20 protein-coding genes are annotated in these 22,444 nt (G+C 58.8%); 5 read left to right on the top strand and 15 right to left on the bottom strand.

What is annotated here, in order from left to right:
- Nucleotides 1-6: 6 nt before the first annotated feature.
- On the bottom strand, nt 7-1,914 hold the full coding sequence (ftsH, locus tag AC27VU_RS04645) for an ATP-dependent zinc metalloprotease FtsH (protein WP_027610779.1): 1,908 nt from the start codon (nt 1,912-1,914) through the stop codon (nt 7-9).
- A 202-nt stretch (nt 1,915-2,116) separates the two neighbouring features.
- The gene (rlmE, locus tag AC27VU_RS04640) at nt 2,117-2,746 is read right to left on the bottom strand and encodes a 23S rRNA (uridine(2552)-2'-O)-methyltransferase RlmE (RefSeq protein ID WP_003221536.1); all 630 of its coding nucleotides are present in this window, start codon (nt 2,744-2,746) and stop codon (nt 2,117-2,119) included.
- 101 nt (nt 2,747-2,847) lie between these two features.
- Between rlmE and AC27VU_RS04635 the strand changes: the two genes are divergently transcribed.
- Nucleotides 2,848-3,156, top strand: coding sequence for a YhbY family RNA-binding protein (locus AC27VU_RS04635; RefSeq protein WP_003221534.1), 309 nt, complete (start codon nt 2,848-2,850; stop codon nt 3,154-3,156).
- Between the two features lie 9 nt (nt 3,157-3,165).
- Here the strand turns inward: AC27VU_RS04635 and AC27VU_RS04630 are convergent, their stop codons facing one another.
- The 8 genes from AC27VU_RS04630 to grpE all read right to left on the bottom strand — a co-directional run bounded on the left by AC27VU_RS04630 (nt 3,166) and on the right by grpE (nt 13,637).
- Nucleotides 3,166-3,570: a hypothetical protein gene (locus AC27VU_RS04630; protein WP_003221532.1), complete on the bottom strand. Its 405-nt coding sequence runs from the start codon at nt 3,568-3,570 to the stop codon at nt 3,166-3,168.
- Between the two features lie 28 nt (nt 3,571-3,598).
- Nucleotides 3,599-4,075, bottom strand: a complete 477-nt coding sequence (gene greA / locus AC27VU_RS04625) for a transcription elongation factor GreA (protein ID WP_003221530.1) — start codon at nt 4,073-4,075, stop codon at nt 3,599-3,601.
- On the bottom strand, nt 4,072-7,293 hold the full coding sequence (gene carB, locus AC27VU_RS04620; RefSeq protein WP_007961429.1) for a carbamoyl-phosphate synthase large subunit: 3,222 nt from the start codon (nt 7,291-7,293) through the stop codon (nt 4,072-4,074). The genes greA and carB overlap by 4 nt, the downstream gene beginning before the upstream one ends.
- 126 nt (nt 7,294-7,419) lie before the next feature.
- Entirely contained in the window at nt 7,420-8,556 is a 1,137-nt protein-coding gene (gene carA / locus AC27VU_RS04615; RefSeq protein ID WP_115988239.1) for a glutamine-hydrolyzing carbamoyl-phosphate synthase small subunit, read from the bottom strand.
- 257 nt (nt 8,557-8,813) lie between these two features.
- Nucleotides 8,814-9,620, bottom strand: a complete 807-nt coding sequence (gene dapB, locus AC27VU_RS04610) for a 4-hydroxy-tetrahydrodipicolinate reductase (RefSeq protein WP_262143704.1) — start codon at nt 9,618-9,620, stop codon at nt 8,814-8,816.
- 9 nt (nt 9,621-9,629) lie between these two features.
- The gene (gene dnaJ / locus AC27VU_RS04605; RefSeq protein ID WP_003221522.1) at nt 9,630-10,754 is read right to left on the bottom strand and encodes a molecular chaperone DnaJ; all 1,125 of its coding nucleotides are present in this window, start codon (nt 10,752-10,754) and stop codon (nt 9,630-9,632) included.
- 297 nt (nt 10,755-11,051) lie between these two features.
- The gene (gene dnaK, locus AC27VU_RS04600) at nt 11,052-12,968 is read right to left on the bottom strand and encodes a molecular chaperone DnaK (RefSeq protein WP_003221521.1); all 1,917 of its coding nucleotides are present in this window, start codon (nt 12,966-12,968) and stop codon (nt 11,052-11,054) included.
- A gap of 102 nt (nt 12,969-13,070) precedes the next feature.
- Entirely contained in the window at nt 13,071-13,637 is a 567-nt protein-coding gene (grpE, locus tag AC27VU_RS04595; RefSeq protein WP_007961425.1) for a nucleotide exchange factor GrpE, read from the bottom strand.
- A 240-nt stretch (nt 13,638-13,877) separates the two neighbouring features.
- Here grpE and recN point away from each other — a divergent pair, with 240 nt between their 5' ends.
- Entirely contained in the window at nt 13,878-15,551 is a 1,674-nt protein-coding gene (recN, locus tag AC27VU_RS04590) for a DNA repair protein RecN (RefSeq protein ID WP_003221517.1), read from the top strand.
- Nucleotides 15,552-15,626: 75 nt separating this feature from the next.
- Here the strand turns inward: recN and fur are convergent, their stop codons facing one another.
- Nucleotides 15,627-16,031: a ferric iron uptake transcriptional regulator gene (fur, locus tag AC27VU_RS04585; RefSeq protein ID WP_003221515.1), complete on the bottom strand. Its 405-nt coding sequence runs from the start codon at nt 16,029-16,031 to the stop codon at nt 15,627-15,629.
- A gap of 97 nt (nt 16,032-16,128) precedes the next feature.
- Between fur and AC27VU_RS04580 the strand changes: the two genes are divergently transcribed.
- On the top strand, nt 16,129-16,656 hold the full coding sequence (locus AC27VU_RS04580; RefSeq protein ID WP_003221514.1) for an outer membrane protein assembly factor BamE: 528 nt from the start codon (nt 16,129-16,131) through the stop codon (nt 16,654-16,656).
- 61 nt (nt 16,657-16,717) lie between these two features.
- On the opposite strand, the gene AC27VU_RS04575 is transcribed toward AC27VU_RS04580, so the two are convergent.
- The 3 genes from AC27VU_RS04575 to AC27VU_RS04565 are packed head-to-tail and all read right to left on the bottom strand — an operon-like array spanning nt 16,718 to nt 18,870.
- Complete coding sequence (locus AC27VU_RS04575; RefSeq protein ID WP_488723552.1) at nt 16,718-17,032, bottom strand: RnfH family protein; 315 nt, start codon at nt 17,030-17,032, stop codon at nt 16,718-16,720.
- Nucleotides 17,025-17,459: a type II toxin-antitoxin system RatA family toxin gene (locus AC27VU_RS04570; protein WP_003221509.1), complete on the bottom strand. Its 435-nt coding sequence runs from the start codon at nt 17,457-17,459 to the stop codon at nt 17,025-17,027. The genes AC27VU_RS04575 and AC27VU_RS04570 overlap by 8 nt, the downstream gene beginning before the upstream one ends.
- A gap of 7 nt (nt 17,460-17,466) precedes the next feature.
- On the bottom strand, nt 17,467-18,870 hold the full coding sequence (locus AC27VU_RS04565) for a sodium-dependent transporter (RefSeq protein WP_047597942.1): 1,404 nt from the start codon (nt 18,868-18,870) through the stop codon (nt 17,467-17,469).
- A gap of 119 nt (nt 18,871-18,989) precedes the next feature.
- Between AC27VU_RS04565 and smpB the strand changes: the two genes are divergently transcribed.
- Nucleotides 18,990-19,472, top strand: a complete 483-nt coding sequence (gene smpB, locus AC27VU_RS04560) for an SsrA-binding protein SmpB (protein WP_003221505.1) — start codon at nt 18,990-18,992, stop codon at nt 19,470-19,472.
- A 154-nt stretch (nt 19,473-19,626) separates the two neighbouring features.
- On the opposite strand, the gene AC27VU_RS04555 is transcribed toward smpB, so the two are convergent.
- Complete coding sequence (locus AC27VU_RS04555) at nt 19,627-20,394, bottom strand: FCD domain-containing protein (protein WP_045122286.1); 768 nt, start codon at nt 20,392-20,394, stop codon at nt 19,627-19,629.
- Between the two features lie 261 nt (nt 20,395-20,655).
- Between AC27VU_RS04555 and AC27VU_RS04550 the strand changes: the two genes are divergently transcribed.
- A complete protein-coding gene (locus AC27VU_RS04550) occupies nt 20,656-22,350 on the top strand; it encodes a lactate permease LctP family transporter (protein WP_488723551.1) in 1,695 nt (564 codons plus the stop codon).
- Nucleotides 22,351-22,444 lie beyond the last annotated feature (94 nt).

Raw genomic sequence — 22,444 nt, 5'->3', positions numbered from 1 at the left:
CAAACCTTAAACGTCAGCAGCCGGACCGCCGATCGGTGTTTCCGGACGCTCATCCTGGATCACTGGAGGCGGAGGCGTACCGGTGCCACCTGTCCAGTCACGCGGTTCGCGGGGCGTACGACCCGCCATGATGTCGTCGATCTGCTCGGCATCGATGGTTTCGTACTTCATCAGCGCATCGGCCATGGCATCCAGCTTGTCACGGTTGTCCGTGAGGATCTGCTTGGCCGTGCCGTAGCACTGATCGATGATGCTACGCACTTCGGAGTCGATCAGCTTGGCGGTCTCACCGGAGAAACTGGCATTCTGACCACCACCACCGCGACCGAGGAACACTTCGCCCTCTTCTTCGGCGTACATCAGCGGACCGAGTTTTTCCGACAGACCCCACTTGGTCACCATGTTCCGCGCAATCTGACTGGCACGCATGATGTCGTTGGAAGCGCCGGTGGTCACACCGTCGAAACCAAGAGTCATTTCTTCGGCGATACGGCCGCCGTACAGCGAGCAGATCTGACTGATCAGCGCACGCTTGGACAGACTGTAGCGATCTTCTTCCGGCAGGAACATGGTCACACCCAGCGCACGACCACGCGGAATGATCGAGACCTTGTAGACCGGATCATGCTCAGGCACGACGCGACCAACAATGGCGTGGCCAGCTTCGTGATAAGCGGTGTTCTGTTTTTCTTTCTCGGACATGACCATCGATTTGCGCTCGGCGCCCATCATGATCTTGTCTTTGGCCAGTTCGAATTCTTTCATTTCAACGATGCGCTTGCCGCTGCGTGCAGCGAACAGCGAAGCCTCGTTGACCAGGTTGGCCAGGTCCGCACCGGAGAAGCCCGGGGTACCGCGTGCGATAACGGCCGGAGCAACGTCGTCGCCCATTGGCACTTTGCGCATGTGAACCTTGAGGATCTGCTCGCGACCACGGATATCCGGCAAACCTACAACCACCTGACGGTCGAAACGGCCCGGACGCAGCAGCGCAGGGTCGAGTACGTCAGGACGGTTGGTAGCGGCGATCACGATGATGCCGTCATTCATTTCGAAGCCATCCATCTCCACCAGCAACTGGTTGAGAGTCTGCTCGCGCTCGTCGTGACCACCGCCCATGCCGGCGCCACGATGGCGACCAACGGCGTCGATTTCGTCGATGAAGATGATGCACGGTGCGTGTTTCTTGGCCTGCTCGAACATGTCACGAACGCGGCTTGCACCGACACCCACGAACATTTCAACGAAGTCAGAACCGGAAATAGTGAAGAACGGTACCTTCGCTTCGCCGGCAATCGCTTTGGCCAGCAAGGTTTTACCGGTACCCGGAGGACCGACCATCAGCACACCGCGAGGGATACGACCGCCCAGGCGTTGGAACTTACCCGGATCACGCAGGAACTCAACCAGCTCGCCGACTTCTTCCTTGGCTTCGTCGCAACCCGCAACGTCAGCCAGGGTGGTTTTCACCTGATCTTCGGAGAGCAGGCGCGCCTTGCTCTTGCCGAAGCTCATCGGTCCACCCTTGCCCCCGGCGCCACCCTGCATCTGGCGCATGAAGAACATGAACACCGCAATGATCACCAGGATCGGGAAGCTGGCCACCAGGAGTTGAGTCCAGATGCTTTGCTGTTCAGGCTGCTTGCCTTCAACCACAACGTGATTGTCGACCAGGTCGCCAATCAGGCCATTGTCCTGGATCGCCGGACGAATGGTCTTGAAGCTGTCACCATCGTTGCGTTTGCCGGTAATCACATAGCCGTCAACGGCTACGCGCTCGACCTTGCCATCCTTGACCTGCTGGATGAAGTCGGAATAGTTGAGGGTCTGCGGCTCGTTAGGGCTGGAGAAGTTGTTCATCACCGTCACGAGGACTGCCGCGATGATCAACCACAGGATCAGATTCTTTGCCATATCGTTCAATTAACTACCCTCTGAAGCAAGCTCCGCTACTGGCGCGCGCTTCGCATGATATTCACCGGCCTAACTTACTACATTACCTACAACTCTGGCAGGCGCCGTCTGTAACCCTTTGTGAAACACTTTCTACACAATATTCGCTTATGCACGCGGGGCAAAATACGAAAAACCTATCACCCCGGCCAAAAAACTCGTTTTACTCGTTGCCGCCGCGGTAGCCCCAAGCCAGCATATATTGCTCGCGGGAGCTGCCACGGGACGAATCCGGCTTGATCATCTGGATCTTGTCGAATTTCTTGCGAGCATCCTTCAGGTAAACATCGAAACCTTCGCCCTGAAAAATCTTGATCACGAAATTACCGCCCGGCTTGAGTATCCGCTCCGCCAGATCAAGCGCCAGCTCACAAAGGAACATGGCTTTCGGCATGTCTACTTCAGGCGTACCACTCATATTGGGGGCCATATCGGAAATCACAAGGTCCACCTGCGAATTACCCACAGCTTCAAGGATCCGCGCGAGCACTTCGTCCTCGGTGAAGTCACCCTGGATGAAAGTCACGTCCGGGATGCTGTCCATTTCCAGGATGTCCGACGCGATCAGGCGGCCCTGACCGCCGATCAACCGACTGGTGACCTGCGACCAGCCGCCGGGCGCCGCGCCCAGGTCGACAACGCTCATGCCGGAACGGATCAGCTTGTATTTCTCCTGGATCTCCAGAAGCTTGTAACTCGCACGCGAGCGGTAGCCATCCTTCTGCGCCTGCTTCACATAAGGATCGTTGACATGTCGTTTCAGCCAACCAAGGCTTGTCTTGGAACGCGCCATTGGGCACCTCGATAATAAGGGTCGTGATTAATTGGGCGGATCCACGAACCCTCGGGTAAAATGGCCGCCATTTTACAGAATCCAGACGAAAGGGTCAGATTATGCCGCTCACTCCAGAGCAGAAGAAACAGTACAAATCCATTGGCCACCATCTGAAACCAGTTTTGACTGTGGCTGACAACGGTTTGACTGAAGGTGTGTTAGCCGAACTCGAACGCGCATTGGCGGATCATGAGCTGATCAAGATCAAGCTCAACATCCTCGACCGCGAGTCGCGCCTGGCGCACATTGCAGAACTGTGCAAGGTCGGCAAAGCAGACCTGGTTCAGGTCATCGGCAAGATGGCACTGGTTTATCGCAAGAACTTCAGCGTCAACAAGCAGCTGTCGAACGTTCATCGCTTCAAGTGATGACAAGGGTCAAGGGTGTGCTTCGCGCACCCTCCCGCTCCATCCCGGAACCGGTTGCAACACCAGCACCAGACCGGAAAAGCCCAACACCAGAAAACTGAACTCCTGCCAGCGCTGCGCTTGCGGCCAGCCGACACGCACGGCGACAAACATCGCACACGCATACAACGCCATCAGCAACACCTGCCCACGAAAGTCCCGCCATAGACTGGCAAGGCCCTCGGCCTGTACCAGCACCAAAGCCTGAAAGATCACGCATGCGGCGGCAAAACTCACCACCGGCACTTCGAACGCATCGGCAATCTCATCGATCAGCAATGGTGCCAGGCCAATCTTGCCCAACACCGCTCGCAAACCGAGATGAATCAGCCAGAAGCCGCCGACCCACAACATCTGGGTCAGCTGCCAAAGCATGGCGCCCGCACGTAGCGGGCGCCTGCCTTCAGATGTGACGGACTTCGACAATCTCGTACTCGATAACGCCGCTTGGCGTTTTCACTGCGACCACATCGCCCTCTTCCTTGCCGATCAAGGCGCGGGCCAGAGGCGAGCCAACCGAAATCTTGCCGAGTTTGAAGTCAGCCTCATCCTCACCGACGATGTGGTAAGTGACACTCTCATCCGTCTCGACGTTGGCGATCTCGACGGTAGTACCGAAGATCACTTTGCCGGTGTGCGGAATCGTCGTCACATCAATGATGACCTGATTCTGGATCCGGCCTTCGATATCACGGATCCGCGCCTCGACCATGCCTTGCTGTTCGCGGGCGGCATGGTATTCAGCGTTTTCCTTCAGGTCACCCAACTCGCGAGCCGTACCGATGTCCTGGCTGAGTTTCGGACGAACGACCTTGGTCAGATGAGCGTGTTCTTCTTCCAGGGCTTTCGCGCCCTGGACGGTCATTGGGTATTTGATCATGCCTTCAATCCTGCGTGTAAATCCTGCAAGCGGCGCACGGTCTTCTCGGGACCGAACTTCAGCGCTTCACAGATAGCCTCGCCCGCAGCAATGGTGGTGGTGCAGTAGATCTTGTGCTGCAGGGCATTACGACGAATGGAGTAGGAATCAGCGATCGACTGACGGCCTTCGGTGGTGTTGATGATCAGGGTGACTTCGTCATTCTTGATCATGTCGACCACGTGCGGACGACCCTCGGTCACCTTGTTCACACGGCGCACTTTCAGGCCTGCGGCTTCGATCAGCTTGGCAGTACCGGCAGTGGCGACCACTTCGAAGCCCAAGTTGATCAGATCACGGGCCACGCCTGCAACCAGCGGCTTGTCATCGTCACGCACGCTGATGAACGCGGTACCGCCGGTCGGCAGCACTTCGCTCGCGCCCATCTGGGCCTTGGCGAATGCTTCACCGAAGGTGTCGCCGACGCCCATCACTTCACCGGTGGACTTCATCTCTGGGCCGAGGATCGGGTCAACGCCAGGGAATTTGGCGAACGGGAACACCGCCTCTTTCACGCTGTAGAAGTTCGGGATGATTTCCTTGGTGAAGCCGATTTCCTTCAGGGTCTTACCGGCCATGACGCGAGCAGCGATCATTGCCAGGGAAACACCGATGCACTTGGACACGAACGGTACGGTACGCGAAGCGCGCGGGTTGACTTCGATGACGTAGATGTCTTCGCCCTGCAGCGCCAGTTGCACGTTCATCAGGCCGACAACGCCCAGTTCCAGGGCCATTTTCTTGACCTGTTCGCGCATCTCGTCCTGGATGTGCGCCGGCAGCGAGTATGGCGGCAGCGAGCACGCGGAGTCACCGGAGTGAACGCCCGCCTGTTCGATGTGCTGCATGATCGCGCCGATCACCACGTCTTTCCCGTCACAGACCGCATCCACGTCCATCTCGATGGCGCAGTTGAGGAAGTGGTCGAGCAGCACCGGGCTGTCGTTGGAGACTTGCACCGCATCACGCAGGTAGCGCTTGAGTTCGTCTTCCTTGTAAACGATTTCCATCGCGCGGCCGCCCAGTACGTAGGACGGGCGCACCACCAGCGGATAACCGATTTTCGCGGCAGCGCGAACAGCTTCGTCTTCGCTGCGCACGGTGGCGTTTGGCGGCTGACGCAGGTTCAGGCGCTCGACCATTTGCTGGAAGCGCTCGCGGTCTTCGGCACGGTCGATGGCGTCAGGGCTGGTGCCGATGATCGGCACGCCAGCGGCCTCAAGGGCACGCGCCAGTTTCAGCGGCGTCTGGCCGCCGTACTGGACGATCACGCCTTTCGGCTTCTCGACGCGACAGATTTCCAGCACGTCTTCCAGGGTTACCGGCTCGAAGTACAGACGGTCGGAAGTGTCGTAGTCGGTAGAAACGGTTTCCGGGTTGCAGTTGACCATGATGGTTTCGTAGCCGTCTTCGCGCAGTGCGAGGGCCGCGTGTACGCAGCAGTAGTCGAACTCGATGCCCTGGCCGATACGGTTCGGACCGCCACCCAGAATCATGATCTTGTCACGACCGGACGGCGCGGCTTCGCACTCTTCCTCGTAAGTCGAGTAGAGGTAAGCGGTGTCGGTGGCGAACTCGGCGGCGCAGGTGTCAACGCGCTTGTAGACCGGGAACACTTCCAGTTTTTGACGGTGAGTACGCAGATTCTTCTCGGTCACACCCAGCAGCTTGGCCAGACGCTGATCGGAGAAGCCTTTGCGCTTGAGTTTGAACATCAGGTCGCGGTCGATGGCGGACAGACCGAGGGTCTTGACCTTCTCTTCGTCCTTGATCAGATCTTCGATCTGCACCAGGAACCACGGGTCGATCATGTTCATGCCGAAGATGTCTTCGACAGTCATGCCGGCGCGGAAGGCGTCCGCCACATACCAGATACGCTCGGCGCCCGGCACGGTCAGCTCGCGCTTGAGGATGCTCATGCTTTCCGGGTTGCTCAGGTCGAGCTTCTCGTCCAGACCGCAAACACCGACTTCCAGACCGCGCAGGGCTTTCTGCAGGGATTCCTGGAAGGTGCGACCGATGGCCATGACTTCACCGACCGACTTCATTTGAGTGGTCAGGCGTGCGTCAGCGTTGGCGAATTTCTCGAAAGCGAAACGTGGCAGCTTGGTCACGACGTAGTCGATCGACGGCTCGAAGGACGCCGGGGTCTTGCCGCCGGTGATGTCGTTCGACAGTTCGTCGAGGGTGTAGCCCACCGCCAGTTTGGCCGCGACTTTGGCGATCGGGAAACCGGTGGCTTTCGAAGCCAGTGCCGAGGAACGCGATACACGCGGGTTCATCTCGATCACGACCATGCGGCCGGTGTCCGGGCAGATGCCGAACTGTACGTTGGAACCGCCGGTCTCGACGCCGATCTCACGCAGTACCGCCAGCGAGGCGTTACGCAGGATCTGGTATTCCTTGTCGGTCAAGGTCTGTGCCGGAGCCACGGTGATCGAGTCACCGGTGTGCACGCCCATCGGATCGAAGTTTTCGATCGAGCAGACGATGATGCAGTTGTCCTTTTTGTCGCGGACAACTTCCATTTCGTATTCTTTCCAGCCGATCAGCGATTCGTCGATCAGCAGCTCTTTGGTCGGCGACAGGTCCAGACCGCGGGCGCAGATTTCTTCGAACTCTTCACGGTTGTACGCGATACCGCCACCGGTGCCGCCCATGGTGAAGGACGGACGGATGATGCACGGGAAACCCAGACGCTCGAGGACGGCGTTGGCTTCTTCCATGCTGTGAGCGATACCGGAACGCGGGCATTCCAGGCCGATCGACTTCATGGCCTTGTCGAAACGCGAACGGTCTTCAGCCTTGTCGATGGTGTCGGCGTTGGCGCCGATCATTTCCACGCCGAACTTTTCCAGGACGCCTTCGCGCTCCAGGTCCAGGGCGCAGTTCAGTGCAGTCTGGCCGCCCATGGTTGGCAGCACCGCATCCGGACGCTCTTTTTCGATGATCTTGGCCACGGTCTGCCACTTGATCGGCTCGATGTACGTGGCGTCAGCCATGTCCGGGTCGGTCATGATGGTGGCCGGGTTGGAGTTCACCAGGATGACGCGGTAACCCTCCTCGCGCAGGGCTTTGCAGGCCTGGGCGCCGGAGTAGTCGAATTCGCAGGCCTGGCCGATAACGATCGGGCCAGCGCCGAGAATCAGGATGCTTTTAATGTCTGTACGTTTTGGCATGGGTTTGTCACTCAAATCCGCAGGTCAGTCGGCAAGCCGTCTTGATCGATTTCTGAAGCCCTGAGGGGCGCCACCGGTATCGGGGCCGCCCTCGAGGGCTTCTCGCTACAGTCTCAAGGCGAACGCTTAGCGTCGCTTGGCCATCTCGTTGATGAAGCGGTCGAACAGGGGTGCCACATCGTTCGGGCCCGGGCTCGCTTCAGGGTGGCCCTGGAAGCTGAACGCGCTCTTGTCGGTGCGCTCGATACCTTGCAGGGTGCCGTCGAACAGCGATTTGTGGATCGCACGCACGTTGGTCGGCAGGGTCGCTTCGTCAACCGCGAAACCGTGGTTCTGGCTGGTGATCATCACGACGCCAGTGTCCAGATCCTGCACCGGGTGGTTGGCACCGTGGTGGCCATGTCCCATTTTCAGGGTCTTGGCACCGGAGGCCAGAGCCAGCAGCTGGTGACCGAGGCAGATACCGAAGACCGGAATTTCGGTTTCCAGTACTTCCTTGATCGCCTTGATCGCGTAGTCGCAAGGCTCCGGGTCACCAGGGCCGTTGGACAGGAACACGCCGTCCGGCTTGAGTGCCAGCACGTCGGCCGCCGGGGTTTGCGCCGGCACCACGGTCACGCGGCAGCCGCGCTCGACCAGCATGCGCAGGATGTTCAGTTTGACGCCGTAGTCGTAGGCAACCACGTGATATGGCAGCTCGGACGCTTCGATGGTCGCGTGGCTGTCGGTCTTCAAGTCCCAGACAGTCGAGCGCCATTCGTACTTTTCCTTGGTGCTGACGACTTTCGCCAGATCCATGCCCTTCAGGCCCGGGAAGCCTTGCGCGGCGGCAATTGCAGCTTCTTCGGAGATGTTGTCGCCGGCCATGATGCAGCCGTTCTGTGCGCCTTTTTCACGCAGGATGCGGGTCAGGCGACGAGTATCGATACCAGCGATTGCCACAACGTTGTTGGCTTTCAGGTAGTCGGACAGTGACATCGTGTTACGCCAGTTGCTCGCTACCAGCGGCAGGTCACGGATCACCAGGCCAGCGGACCATACGCGGTCAGACTCGGCGTCTTCCGGCGTGGTGCCGGTGTTGCCGATGTGCGGGTAAGTCAGGGTAACGATCTGCTGGGCGTAGGAAGGATCGGTAAGGATTTCCTGATAGCCGGTCATTGCGGTGTTGAACACCACCTCACCAACGGTTTGACCGTCGGCTCCAATGGCTTCGCCGCGAAAAATGCTGCCATCAGCAAGGGCGAGTATGGCTGGCTTAGTCAAGAAGACCTCCCGTAAATAACGCATGAAAGGGCAATCGCAGGTTGTAAAAAAGCGGAGTGACGTATGGACACGTCACCCCGCTTCTTCACTGAATTATTCTGCGCGCTTTTAGTGGACACACTAAAGCTGTAGCTTACAGAAAAAGGCTTTTTTGGTCCACCGCTAAAGAGCCTAAAAGGCCGGAGAATGCGACAGGCCGTCGCGCGGTGTAGAAAAACCAGCGCAAACCGGGCGTTTGCGCTGGGTGAAACAGTCAATCAATGCAGGTCGAGCACGTCCTGCATGTCGTATAGACCCGGCTCGCGACCATCCAGCCACAACGCCGCACGCACTGCACCCTTGGCAAATGTCATGCGGCTGGAAGCCTTGTGCGTGATCTCCAGGCGCTCGCCTTCGCAGGCGAACAGCACGGTGTGATCGCCGACCACATCACCACCGCGCACGGTAGCGAAACCGATGGTTTCCCGCTCGCGCGCACCGGTATGGCCTTCACGACCATAGACCGCGACCTTGTGCAGATCACGATCCAGCGCATCGGCAATCACCTCGCCCATGCGCAGGGCAGTACCCGAAGGCGCATCGATCTTGTGCCGGTGATGCGCCTCGATGATCTCGATGTCCGCATCGTCGCCCAGCACCCGAGCGGTCATTTCGAGCAGCTTCAGCGACAGGTTGACCCCGACACTGAAGTTGGCCGCGAACACGATCGGAATATCCTTGCCCGCCTCGGCCAGCAATTGCTTCTGCGCAGCATCCAGCCCAGTGGTGCCGATGACCATGGCCTTGCCAGCCTTGCGACAGAACGCGAGGTTTTTCAGCATGACTTCCGGCAAGGTAAAGTCGATCAGCACATCGAACTCTTCAGCCACCGATTCGAGGTTGCCGGACAACGGCACACCGATGCGACCCAGCGAAGCCAGCTCACCGGCGTCCACTCCGATCAGCGTACTGCCGGGACGAACGATCGCCGCGGTCAGGCCGGTCAGCGGCGCGCGCTGTTGCACAGCCTCGACCAGAATCTTGCCCATGCGCCCGGCGGCGCCCATCACAGCTATACGTCGCATGCCAACTCCTTACAGATCGCCGAAGAAGCGCTTCACACCATCGAACCAACCGGTGGTTTTCGGCGAGTGACTGTTATCGTCCGCCAGCGAGCTGCGGAACTCTTCGAGCAATTCGCGCTGACGACGATTCAGATTGACTGGCGTCTCGACAGCCACACGGCACATCAGATCGCCCGCACCACCGCCACGCACCGGCGCCACGCCTTTGCCGCGTACACGGAACTGCTTGCCGGTCTGGGTACCTTCAGGGATTTTCAGTTTGACGCGACCGTCGAGGGTCGGGATTTCCAGTTCGCCGCCGAGCGCCGCATCAACGAAGCTGATCGGCACTTCGCAGAACAGGTGTTTGCCATCGCGCTGGAAGATGTCGTGCTCGCGTACGTTGATCACAACGTACAGGTCGCCGGTCGGGCCACCTTGAGTACCCGCTTCGCCTTCGCCCGACAGACGAATGCGGTCGCCGGTATCGACGCCAGCCGGCACTTTCACCGACAGGGTCTTGTACTCTTCGACGCGACCATCGCCGTGGCAGGAATCGCACGGATCGGAAATGATCTTGCCCTGGCCATGGCAACGCGGGCAGGTCTGCTGCACCGAGAAGAAGCCCTGTTGCATGCGCACCTGACCGATGCCGCCGCAGGTCGGGCACGTCGATGGCGACGAGCCTTTCTTCGCGCCGGAACCATCGCATGGCTTGCAATTGACCAGTGTCGGAACGCGGATATTCACGGTAGTGCCGCGCACCGCTTCTTCCAGATTCAGCTCCAGGGTGTAGCGCAGATCACTGCCACGCTGGGCGCCGCCACGGGAACCGCCACGACCGCCACCGAAGAAGTCACTGAAGACATCGCCAAAGATGTCCGAGAAATTCTGCCCGCCGAAACCGGCGCCACCGCCACCCATGCTTGGGTCGACACCGGCATGACCGTACTGGTCGTACGCCGCGCGCTTGCTCGAATCGGACAATACTTCGTAGGCCTCGTTGGCCTCTTTGAACAGTTCTTCCGACGCTTTGTCATCGGGATTACGGTCCGGGTGATGCTTCATCGCCAGACGACGATAGGCCTTCTTCAGGTCTGCATCGCTTGAACCACGCTCAACACCCAATACTTCGTAATAGTCACGCTTTGCCATAATTCTTTTGCACTCTTGAGGACGTCCGGCAAACCCCTCCTGAGGATGGCCAAACTCGTTGAGCCCCAATACAGGCCCGGACCCAACTCACGTCAATTCAACGATCCTGGTCTTTGCTTCGTTTGGTACTTGCAGCGCGAAAAGCAGGAGCATTCCCGGCCATACCAGCAGCAAGCGAACCTTGTCGCATGCTGTAAAAATTCGTGTATTCCAGATACGCCAACGCGGGAGCAAGCTCCCGCGCGGCGACATCCTACCAGTCACCGCCGCAAGGCAGTCAACCGGGCGACCAACAACTTACTTGTGGTCTTTGACTTCTTCGAACTCGGCATCAACGACATCGTCAGCCTTTTCAGCTTTCTCGTCGTGCGGCGCCGCGCCTTCAGCAGGCTGAGCCTGTTCGGCGTACATCTTCTGAGCAACCGGAGCCGAGACTTTCGACAGCTCTTCGATCTTCGCTTCGATGGCAGCCTTGTCGTCGCCTTTCACAGCGGCTTCCAGTGCAACCACAGCGGCTTCGATCGCGGTCTTCTCTTCAGCGCTGACCTTGTCGCCCGCTTCGGTAACCATTTTGCGAGTCGAGTGAACCAGTGCGTCACCCTTGTTACGGGATTCAGCCAGTTCAGCGAACTTGCGGTCTTCCTCGGCGTTCAGCTCGGCATCGCGAACCATCTTCTGAATTTCTTCATCCGACAGACCGGAGTTGGCCTTGATGGTGATCTTCTGCTCTTTGCCGGTCGCCTTGTCTTTCGCGCCAACGTGCAGGATGCCGTTAGCGTCGATGTCGAAGGTCACTTCGATCTGCGGCACGCCACGTGGAGCTGGTGGAATGTCGGCCAGGTCGAACTTGCCCAGCGATTTGTTCTGTGCAGCTTGCTTACGCTCACCTTGCAGGACGTGAATGGTCACGGCGCCCTGGTTGTCGTCGGCAGTCGAGAACACTTGCGATTTCTTGGTAGGAATCGTGGTGTTTTTCTCGATCAGCGCGGTCATCACGCCACCCATGGTTTCGATACCCAGGGTCAGCGGGCTGACGTCGAGCAGCAGAACGTCTTTCACGTCACCGGCCAGAACGGCGCCCTGAATCGCAGCACCCATGGCAACCGCTTCGTCCGGGTTCACGTCTTTACGTGCTTCTTTACCGAAGAAATCGGTCACCAGCTTCTGTACCAGCGGCATACGGGTCTGACCGCCGACCAGAATCACGTCGTTGATCGCGCCCACGTCGATACCGGCGTCTTTCATGGCGATACGGCAAGGCTCGATGGTGCGCTGAACCAGGTCTTCAACCAGTGCTTCGAGCTTGGCACGCGAAATCTTCACGTTCAGGTGCTTAGGACCGGTAGCGTCTGCAGTGATGTACGGCAGGTTGACGTCGGTCGACTGAGCGGACGACAGCTCGATCTTGGCTTTCTCAGCGGCTTCTTTCAGGCGCTGCATGGCCAGCGGGTCACCTTTGAGGTTCATGCCGCTTTCTTTCTTGAATTCGTCAACGAGGTAGTCGATCAGACGAATGTCGAAGTCTTCACCGCCGAGGAAGGTGTCACCGTTGGTGGCCAACACTTCGAACTGGTGCTCGCCGTCAACTTCAGCGATCTCGATCACGGACACGTCGAAAGTACCGCCACCCAGGTCGTAAACGATCACGGTGTGATCGCCCTTGGCCTTGTCCATACCGTAAGCCAGAGCAGCTGCGGTTGGTTCGTTGATGATACGTTTAACGTCCAGACCGGCGATGCGGCCGGCGTCTTTGGTCGCCTGACGCTGGCTGTCGTTGAAGTAGGCCGGAACGGTGATCACCGCTTCGGTCACAGGCTCGCCGAGGTAGTCTTCGGCGGTTTTCTTCATCTTCTTCAGGATTTCAGCCGAGATTTGTGGCGGCGCCATTTTCTGGCCGTTCACTTCAACCCAGGCATCGCCGTTGTCAGCCTTGGCGATTTTGTACGGGACCATCTTGATGTCTTTCTGTACGACTTCTTCGTCGAACTTGCGACCGATCAGACGCTTCACCGCGTACAGGGTGTTGTGCGGGTTGGTCACTGCCTGACGCTTGGCCGACTGACCAACGAGGATTTCACCATCGTTGGCGTAAGCGATGATCGACGGCGTAGTACGCGCGCCTTCGGCGTTTTCGATAACTTTGGCTACGCCGTTTTCCAGCACGGAGACGCAGGAGTTGGTAGTCCCCAGGTCGATACCGATAATTTTGCCCATGTTCACTCTCCCGAAACTTTGGATTTTGTTGCCGCAGCAGTGGTGGCTAACTGCGGTAATACTTAAACGCTTGACTTCTAAATGGGGGCCCTGCGGCTAATTTCAAGCCTTCTCGTCAATCGAAGGCGAAATTGGCGCCGGCGCCTTGCTGACCACAACCATGGCCGGACGCAACAGGCGACCATTGAGCTGGTAGCCCTTCTGGAACACCTTCAGAACGCTGTTCGGTTCGACGTCGGCGCTTTCCTGCATGGCCATCGCCTGATGGTGAACAGCGTTGAACGGTTCGCCATGCGGATCGATCGCTTCAAGCTGATAACGCTTGAGGGTGTCGTGGAACATTTTCAGGGTCAGCTCGATGCCTTCGCGCATCGGACGGATGCTTTCGTCGTCCGGGCTCGACAGCTCGAGGCCGCGCTCCAGGCTGTCGACGATCGGCAGCAGGTCACCGGCGAATTTTTCCAGCGCAAACTTGTGCGCCTTCTCGACATCCTGCTCGGCACGACGGCGGACGTTCTGCAGATCGGCAGCTACGCGCAGCGACTGATCCTGCGCGGCGGCCAACTGCTCTTCGAGCACTTGTACACGGGTCGCCAGGTCGTCACCCGAAGTTTCGGGCGCCTGATTGGCTTCTGGATTTTGCGTATCTACTGTCTGTTCGTCAGCCATAGAATTCTCCTTTCAATTACGTCCGCGAGCTGTACTCGCGCTTCTGCCCCGATATATGGGGCCGCAAAATCAGGCTTCAAGGGCCTGCAATGATTAACCCTACAAAAAAGTGCTGCATTGTCATTCCCGCTCGGACTAAGCATTTGATCGGATCAAGCAAATCGAGCTAAGCGAGGGCATTGTCAGTCTGAAACAAAACACTGTATAAATAACCAGACCTAAAGCCTGGGAGCGGCCTTTATGCTGGTGCACCTGTCCGTACATAACTACGCCATCGTTGAACATCTCGATCTCGAACTTGATCGCGGGATGAGCGTGATCACAGGGGAAACCGGCGCCGGCAAGTCGATCATGCTCGACGCCCTGGGCCTGACCCTGGGCGATCGCGCCGACAGCGGCGTGGTTCGCCCGGGCGCCGACAAGGCCGACATTCTGGCGACCTTCGATCTGGTCGACATTCCCGAAGCCCATGCCTGGCTGGCCGAGCGCGATCTCGAAAACGACGGCCCATGCATCCTGCGCCGGGTGATCACCGCCGAAGGCCGTTCGCGTGGCTATATCAATGGCACGCCCTGCCCGCTCGGCGATCTCAAGGCTCTCGGCGAACTGCTGATCGATATCCACAGCCAGCACGAACACCAGTCCCTGCTGAAAACCGATACCCATCGCCGCCTGCTTGATGAATACGCCGGTGCCACCGATCTGGCCCGCCAAGTTCAACTGGCTGCGCAGCGCTGGCGCCAGACTCGCCAGGAGCTGGAGCGTCTCTCCAACTCCGGCGACGAACAACGCGCGCGCCACCAACTGCTCAGCTACCAGCTCGAAGAACTGGAAAACCTCGGCCTCGGCGAAAACGAGCTGGAACAGCTGGAGCAGGAACACAAAAACCTGACCAATGCCGAAACCCTGCTCGGCATTTGCCGACAAGTGGTCGAACAATGCAGCGAAAGCGATTCCGGCAACGTACTGAATGCACTGACCGCCAGCCTCAACCGTCTGTCGAGCGTGAACAACTCGGTGGGCGCACTGGGCGAAGCCAGCAGCCTGCTGACCAGCGCGCAGATCCAGGTCGAAGAAGCAGTGGGCGAACTCAATCGCTTCCTCGACAACTTCGATGCCGATCCGGCGCGCCTGCAATATCTGGAAGAACGCCTCGACGCGATTTACACCCTGGCCCGCAAGCACCGGATCCAGCCAACCGAAGTCGCCGAGCTGCAGCAAAAGTTGCTGGATGAGATCGAAACCCTCAACGCCAATGACGAATCCATCGAGCGTCTGGGTGAAGAGCTGGCTTCCTACGCACGCCACTATCAAGAGAAAGCCCGCGAGCTGAGCGACTTGCGTCATCAAGCCGCCGGCAGCCTCGCCAGCGCCGTGGAACAGGAAATCCAGCGTCTGGGCATGCCTGGCGGTCGCTTCACCATCGAATTGCGCGCCAACAGCAGCGACGAATTGCTGCCCAACGGCCTGGAGCAAGTCGAGCTGCTGGTCAGTGCCAACCCCGGTCAGCCGCTGAAAGCGCTGGCCAAAGTGGCCTCCGGTGGCGAGCTGTCGCGGATCAGCCTGGCGATTCAGGTGATCACCGCGCAGACCTCACGGGTGCCGACCCTGGTATTCGACGAAGTGGACGTGGGCATCGGCGGGCCGACCGCCGAAATCGTCGGCCAGTTGTTGCGGCGTCTTGGCGATCGCGGGCAAGTGCTGACGGTGACGCACTTGCCGCAAGTGGCGGCGCAGGGGCATCAGCATTTATTCGTGCACAAGGTACGGGGCGAACAAGCGACTCACACCGCCGTGTCCAAGCTGAGCAAGAACGACCGTATAGAAGAAGTAGCACGGATGCTGGGCGGCATCGACCTGACCAAAGAGTCTTTGGCTCACGCGAAAAAAATGGTGGTCACCGCAAAAGTTTAAGAGCAGCAGAAAGCACGAAGGCGACCCTTGGGTCGCCTTCGTTCGTTTCGCGAACCTGAAATTCGCGCGACATGCTTACTTTTTCTTGCGTACGTACAGCACCAGATTGTGATCTACCAGATCGACACCGTGCTCCTCGGCAATTGCCTTCTGGAGCTTTTCGATTTCCGGGCTGACGAATTCGACGACTTCACCGGTTTCCACGTTGACCATATGGTCGTGGTGGCCACCGTCGGCCAATTCGAATACCGCGTGGCCACCGTCGAAGTTGTGACGGACCACGAGGCCAGCGGCTTCGAACTGGGTCAGAACACGGTAAACCGTGGCCAGACCGACGTCCTCGCCCGCTTCCATCAACGCCTTGTAGACGTCCTCGGCACTCATGTGACGCTGCTCGGTAGAGTCGAGCATTTGCAGGATCTTGACCCGTGGCAGGGTCACTTTGAGGCCGGCTTTGCGTAGTTCGCTATTTTCAACCATGGTCAGCTTTCTCGCGATGCTGCTTCGCAGCTTCTCTTAATGCGGGTATGATCGGCGTTTACGTTGTCCCAGCCAAGATAGTGGAAGTCGCCCACCGATGCAAAACACCAAGCTCTTGCTAACCAGTTTCACCTTTGTGGGACTGCTCGCACTCGCCGGTTGTTCATTCCCCGGGGTTTACAAAATCGACATCCAGCAGGGCAATGTCGTCACGCAGGACATGATAGACCAGTTACGCCCGGGAATGACCCGTCGGCAAGTACGGTTTATCATGGGTAACCCTCTGCTGACCGACACGTTCCATGCCGATCGCTGGGATTATCTGTACAGCCTGCAACCTGGTGGCGGTGAACGCCAGCAGGAACGCATGAGTGTTATTTTCAACTCTAACGACCAGCTTGTCAGCCTGTCCGGTGACTTCATGCCGGGCGTGAGCCGTGACGAAGCCATTCTCGGCAAGGACAGTGGCACCAGCGTGACCGCCCCTGCTGAAAACGCCGAGAAGCCGAAGCCGGAACAACCAGCCAAACCTGGCTCCTTGCTGGATTCGATCCAGAAGGACGTGGATGGTGTTGAAACCGTTCCGGTTCCGACGCCTGAGCCGCTGGACACCTCGCCGCAGTAATGTGCGAGGCAATAAAAAACCCGGAATTTCCGGGTTTTTTATTGCCTGCGATTTGCTCGTCCTACTGATTTCGCGCCTTGGCTTCGGCAGCCTTGGCCGCCCGCAAGCGCCGAACCTCTTTCGGATCCGCCAGTAACGGCCGGTAGATCTCGATGCGATCCCCCGCCTGAATCAAGCGAACCTGTGGGTCAGCCACCACCTTGCCGAAGATCCCCAGCGGACATTCGTTCAGGTCCAGCTCTGGAAATTCATCGCCGATACCTGACTTGAGCACCGCCTCACGCACTGTCGCCCCTTCAGGGACGCTCAAAGTGCGCAGGATCTGACGATCCACGGCGGCATGCACCACCTCGATCTCGATCACCGGCTCAACCATGCATCTGCTTGGCACGCTGGCAGAAAGCATCCACCAGCGTATTGGCCGCCTGATTGAACAGCGGGCCGAGTGTCGCGCGCACCAGCGGCCCGGCATAGTCGAAAGACAGGTCGAGACTGATCTTGCAGGCCTTTTCGTTCAACGCCTTGAAGACCCAAACGCCATGCAGCTGATTGAACGGGCCTTCTTCCAGGTTCATCTCGATCGACTGCCCCGGCACCAGCGTATTGCGCGTCACGAAGTGCTGACTGAGACCGCCCTTGGCCACGCCAACGCTGGCGCGCATGTGCTCGGGCGAGCTCTCCAGCACCTCGGCGGACGAGCACCATGGCAGGAATTCCGGGTAACGCGCGACGTCGTTGACCAGGTCGTAGAGGAATTGCGCCGGGTATGGCAGCAACGCCGAACGTTGAATATGTGTCGTCATGTAAGCGTTACTTCCAGAGCTGAGCGGCAAACACTACAAGAATGCCGATAGGCGCCACGTAGCGCATCAAGAACAAGGACAGGGCAAACAGCGCCGGGTTACGAATCGACAACTCGTCACGCACCGCATCACGCCCCATCACCCAACCGGCAAACAGCACAAAACACAGGCCACCGAGCGGCAACATGATCCGCGAGGTGAAGAAATCGATCACGCCGAAGAAGTCCAGACCGCCCGCCGCACCCCATTGGTAGAGATGGAACAGCCCGCCATCGTTCACGAAAAATTTGGCTTCCTTCCAGATATTGAAGGAGAAAACCGTCCCCAGACCAACGAACCAACAGATGAAGGCCAGCCAGAAAGTCACCCAGCCACGGCTGATTTTCGTGCGTTCAACCAGATAGGCAACCATCGGTTCGAGCAGGGAAATCGCCGAACTCCAGGCAGCAATCGCCACCAGGACAAAGAACACCACGCCCATCAACTGACCGAAAACCACGTTACCGAAGGCAAATGGCAGGCTGACGAACATCAGCCCCGGGCCTTCGCTAGGGTTCAAACCGCCGGCGAACACAATCGGAAACAATGCCAGACCGGCCACCAGCGAAACGAAGGTGTCGAGCAGCGCGACACCGACCACGGTGCCGGACAGCGAGGCTTCCTTGGTCATGTAAGCGCCGTAGATCATGATCGAACCGACGCCAACGCTCAGGGAAAAGAACGCGTGCCCCATGGCGGGCAGCAAGCCGTCGAGGACTTTTTCCGGGTGGAAATCGAACATGAAATGCACGCCTTCCATGAAATGCCCGGTGGTCATGCTGTAACCCAGCAGCACCAGCACCATCACAAACAGCAGCGGCATCATGATCCGCAGGCTGCGTTCAAGCCCGGCAACCACGCCTTTGGCGATCACCACGGCCGACAACAGCATGAAAACTGTGTGCCAAAGTGTCAGGCGCCAGGGATCGGAGATGACATTGCCGAAATAAGCGCCGACCTGCTCTGCCGTAGCGCCCTGGAAGTCCCCGCGTCCCATGTCGATGATGTAATCCAGCGACCAGCCGCCGACCACACTATAGAAAGACAGGATCAGCAGCGCCGTGATCATCCCGGCAAATGCGCCCCACGACCACTTGCCCGAGTGCCCGGCTTCCAGCGCAAGCACCTTCAGGGCGTTTGCCGGACTCTGCCGCGCACGCCGGCCGATCAGGGTCTCAGCCAGCATGACCGGGATCCCGATCAACGCGATGCACGCCAGGAACATCAGCACGAAGGCGCCGCCACCGTAGACCCCGACCATGTAGGGGAATTTCCAGATGCTGCCCAGTCCCACGGCCGAACCGGTCGCGGCGAATATGAAAACCCAGCGGCTAGCCCAACTGCCGTGGACAGAAACCTTGTCTGTCGACATCGAATATCACGCCCAAGCGTTAGAAAAAGAGGCCGCATTGTCCGGGATTCACTCAACCTGCTCAAGCACGCAGCATCACCGTAGCCGAGGACCGTTTATCTCCATATAATGCCGCCCCTATGGCTAAACAGAAGAAACACCCAACAGGGACCATCGCGCAGAACAAAAAGGCGCGACACGATTACTTCATCGAACATCGGTTCGAGGCTGGTCTGGTCCTGGCCGGCTGGGAAGTAAAAAGTCTGCGGGCAAGCAAGCTGCAACTGGTCGACAGTTACGTCCTGCTCAAGGACGGCGAAGCCTGGTTGCTCGGCAGTCACATCACACCGTTGATGACCGCCAGCACCCACGTCATCGCCGATCCGACCCGCACCCGTAAACTGCTGCTCAACAAACGCGAGCTGGAAAAACTCGCCGCTGCCGTGCAACAGAAAGGCTACGCCTGCGTGTGCCTGTCCTTCTACTGGAGCAAGCACATGGTCAAGTGCGAGATCGCTCTGGGCAAGGGCAAGAAGGAATACGACAAGCGTGACACCGAGCGCGAACGCGACGCCGGTCGTGAGCTGCAGCGCGCCGTGCGCAACAAGGGCAAGGAAGAGTAATTTCTTCTGCCTGATACTGTGGCGAGGGAGCTTGCTCCCGCTGGGGCGCGTAGCGGCCCCCGCTTTACAGACAATGGCGAGAGCTGAGGGCGCCTGCTGCGCAAGCAAGCGATAGCAAGCGATAGCAAGCACCCTTGCCACAACTGAATTGCCGTCACATCCCCTTGCGCCGCTCCGCCCGAGCCATGCGCTGAACCTCCTGCCGCACCTCTTCCAGCACTTCCTGCACATACAGAATGTGCCGACTGGAAACCTCGCGCGCCTGCTCCGCACGCCCCTCGATAATCGCCAGATACAGTTCCCGGTGCTGAGCGATCAGCATGTCGCGGGTTTCCGTGCGTTGCTTGTACATGCCGCCAATGTTGGTCACCACGTTGCGCTTGAGCAGATCGAACAGCCCGCGGATGGTGTGCAGCAGCACCGCGTTGTGGCTGGCTTCGGCGATCGCCAGATGAAACTTCGCATCCGCCGCCCCCTCTTCCGCCCGGCTCACTTCGTCATGTCGCGTGTAGCAATCCTGCAGCTCGTTGAACGCTGCAGTAAGACGCTCACGATCCACATCCGTGGCGCGCAATGCGGCGTAATAGGCACACGATGCCTCCAGAGTGTGCCGAAATTCCAGCAAGTCACGCTGCGCTTCGGGGTTGCTCTCAAGCAGCAATAGCAGGGGATCGCTGAAGGTCGAGCCAAGCGTATCCACCACGTAGTTACCGCCACCCTGGCGACTGACCAGCAAGCCCTTGGCCGCCAGTTTCTGAATCGCTTCGCGCAACGACGGGCGCGATACGCCGAACTGCTCGGCCAACGTTCGCTCGGCCGGAAGCCGCTCACCGGACTTCAGCGTGCCCTCGAGGATCATCCCCTCGAGTCGCTCGACAATATCGTCAGACAGACGGCGCTGACGAATCTGATCAAACCCCATAACTCAACTCTCCACGATCCCGACCGCACGCCGGGCTCTCTATTCTGGCCGATCGGCGCCGCGCCGACACCTGTCAGTGCGCAATCGTCCGACCGGATCAGATGCCCTCTGCACCGCTTATTCGACAAAAGTTTCAGGGCGACAAATTGACACACCGACATCAAGGCTTTTACCCTAGCCAACAGCGATTGTAAATTGGTATTACCAATTAACCAAGAACGCTGACAGTGCCTGACCAACAACAATTAGGGGCCACCCCATATGCAAACCTGGCAACAGCTCTATACCCCGCTCGGCAGTCTCGGCGTCTCCGCACTCGCGGCCGTCATCCCCATCGTTTTCTTCTTTCTCGCGCTGGCGGTGTTCCGCCTCAAGGGGCATGTGGCCGGCAGCATCACGCTTGCCCTGTCGATCGCCGTGGCGATTTTCGCCTTCCACATGCCGGTCGACATGGCCTTCGCCGCTGCTGGATACGGCTTTGCCTACGGTCTGTGGCCGATTGCCTGGATCATTGTCGCGGCAGTGTTTCTCTACAAACTGACGGTCAAGAGTGGTCAGTTCGAGGTCATTCGCAGTTCGGTACTGTCGATCACTGATGACCAGCGCCTGCAGGTATTGCTGATCGGTTTTTGCTTCGGCGCCTTCCTGGAAGGTGCCGCCGGTTTCGGTGCGCCGGTAGCGATTACCGCTGCGCTGCTGGTCGGTCTCGGGTTCAACCCGCTGTACGCCGCCGGCCTGTGCCTGATTGCCAATACCGCGCCGGTAGCATTCGGCGCCTTGGGAATTCCGATCATTGTGGCCGGCCAGGTGACCGGCATCGACGCGTTCAAGATCGGCGCCATGACCGGCCGCCAACTGCCACTGCTGTCGCTGTTCGTGCCGTTCTGGCTGGTGTTCATGATGGACGGCCTGCGCGGCGTGCGCGAAACCTGGCCTGCTGCGCTGGTTGCCGGCCTGAGCTTTGCCGTGACGCAGTACTTCACCTCGAACTTCATCGGCCCGGAACTGCCGGACATCACCTCTGCCTTGGCCAGCCTGATCGCCCTGACCTTGTTCCTAAAAGTCTGGCAACCAAAACGCACCGCCGGTGCACAGATCGCCGGTGCAACCTCGAGCGCAGCGATTACCGCCAGCGTCGGCGGTTTCGGCCAGAAGCGCACCACCGTGGCTTCGCCTTACAGTCTTGGGGAAATTTTCAAGGCGTGGTCGCCGTTCCTGATCCTCACCGTGCTGGTGACCATCTGGACCCTCAAACCCTTCAAAGCCATGTTCGCCGCCGGCGGATCGATGTACGCCTGGGTATTCAACTTCGCCATCCCGCACCTTGATCAACTGGTGATCAAGACCGCGCCGATCGTCGCCACCCCCACTGCGATTCCTGCGGTGTTCAAACTCGATCCGATTTCCGCAACCGGCACCGCGATTTTCTTCTCGGCGCTGGTCTCGATGCTGGTGCTGAAGATCAACTTAAAAACTGGTCTGACCACTTTGAAAGAGACCTTCTACGAACTGCGCTGGCCAATCCTGTCGATCGGCATGGTGCTGGCCTTCGCCTTCGTCACCAACTACTCGGGCATGTCTTCGACCATGGCTCTGGTATTGGCCGCAACTGGCGCAGCCTTCCCGTTCTTCTCACCGTTCCTCGGCTGGCTCGGTGTGTTCCTGACCGGCTCCGATACTTCGTCGAATGCCCTGTTCAGTTCGCTGCAAGCGACCACCGCGCACCAGATCGGCGTCAATGACACCCTGCTGGTAGCCGCCAATACCAGCGGCGGCGTGACCGGCAAAATGATCTCGCCACAATCGATCGCCGTGGCCTGCGCCGCGACCGGCCTGGTGGGCAAGGAATCGGATCTGTTCCGCTTCACCCTCAAGCACAGCCTATTCTTTGCGACGATTGTCGGCCTGATTACCCTGGCCCAGGCCTACTGGTTCACCGGCATGCTGGTGCACTAAAGCTGGAAGAAGCCTACAAGCAACACGGAAAAAACCGACGCCGGTTCGTGATTCCGGCGTCAGCAATTCACAACCCGGTCTGTAAGGCTGCTGA

This window comes from Pseudomonas sp. 14P5.3.2 (assembly GCF_057799175.1).
Note: the sequence above shows the minus strand (reverse complement) of the source record. Positions and strands in the feature narration are given on the sequence as shown.

Coding starts and splice junctions, on each gene's coding strand:
- AC27VU_RS04565 (WP_047597942.1), bottom strand. CDS start 18,870: ATGTCGACAGACAAGGTTTCTGTCCACGGCAGTTGGGCTAGCCGCTGG.
- ftsH (WP_027610779.1), bottom strand. CDS start 1,914: ATGGCAAAGAATCTGATCCTGTGGTTGATCATCGCGGCAGTCCTCGTG.
- dnaJ (WP_003221522.1), bottom strand. CDS start 10,754: ATGGCAAAGCGTGACTATTACGAAGTATTGGGTGTTGAGCGTGGTTCA.
- carB (WP_007961429.1), bottom strand. CDS start 7,293: ATGCCAAAACGTACAGACATTAAAAGCATCCTGATTCTCGGCGCTGGC.
- AC27VU_RS04555 (WP_045122286.1), bottom strand. CDS start 20,394: ATGGGGTTTGATCAGATTCGTCAGCGCCGTCTGTCTGACGATATTGTC.
- recN (WP_003221517.1), top strand. CDS start 13,878: ATGCTGGTGCACCTGTCCGTACATAACTACGCCATCGTTGAACATCTC.
- fur (WP_003221515.1), bottom strand. CDS start 16,031: ATGGTTGAAAATAGCGAACTACGCAAAGCCGGCCTCAAAGTGACCCTG.
- greA (WP_003221530.1), bottom strand. CDS start 4,075: ATGATCAAATACCCAATGACCGTCCAGGGCGCGAAAGCCCTGGAAGAA.
- AC27VU_RS04635 (WP_003221534.1), top strand. CDS start 2,848: ATGCCGCTCACTCCAGAGCAGAAGAAACAGTACAAATCCATTGGCCAC.
- AC27VU_RS04630 (WP_003221532.1), bottom strand. CDS start 3,570: ATGCTTTGGCAGCTGACCCAGATGTTGTGGGTCGGCGGCTTCTGGCTG.
- grpE (WP_007961425.1), bottom strand. CDS start 13,637: ATGGCTGACGAACAGACAGTAGATACGCAAAATCCAGAAGCCAATCAG.
- dnaK (WP_003221521.1), bottom strand. CDS start 12,968: ATGGGCAAAATTATCGGTATCGACCTGGGGACTACCAACTCCTGCGTC.
- AC27VU_RS04550 (WP_488723551.1), top strand. CDS start 20,656: ATGCAAACCTGGCAACAGCTCTATACCCCGCTCGGCAGTCTCGGCGTC.
- AC27VU_RS04580 (WP_003221514.1), top strand. CDS start 16,129: ATGCAAAACACCAAGCTCTTGCTAACCAGTTTCACCTTTGTGGGACTG.
- smpB (WP_003221505.1), top strand. CDS start 18,990: ATGGCTAAACAGAAGAAACACCCAACAGGGACCATCGCGCAGAACAAA.
- rlmE (WP_003221536.1), bottom strand. CDS start 2,746: ATGGCGCGTTCCAAGACAAGCCTTGGTTGGCTGAAACGACATGTCAAC.
- dapB (WP_262143704.1), bottom strand. CDS start 9,620: ATGCGACGTATAGCTGTGATGGGCGCCGCCGGGCGCATGGGCAAGATT.
- AC27VU_RS04570 (WP_003221509.1), bottom strand. CDS start 17,459: ATGACGACACATATTCAACGTTCGGCGTTGCTGCCATACCCGGCGCAA.
- AC27VU_RS04575 (WP_488723552.1), bottom strand. CDS start 17,032: ATGGTTGAGCCGGTGATCGAGATCGAGGTGGTGCATGCCGCCGTGGAT.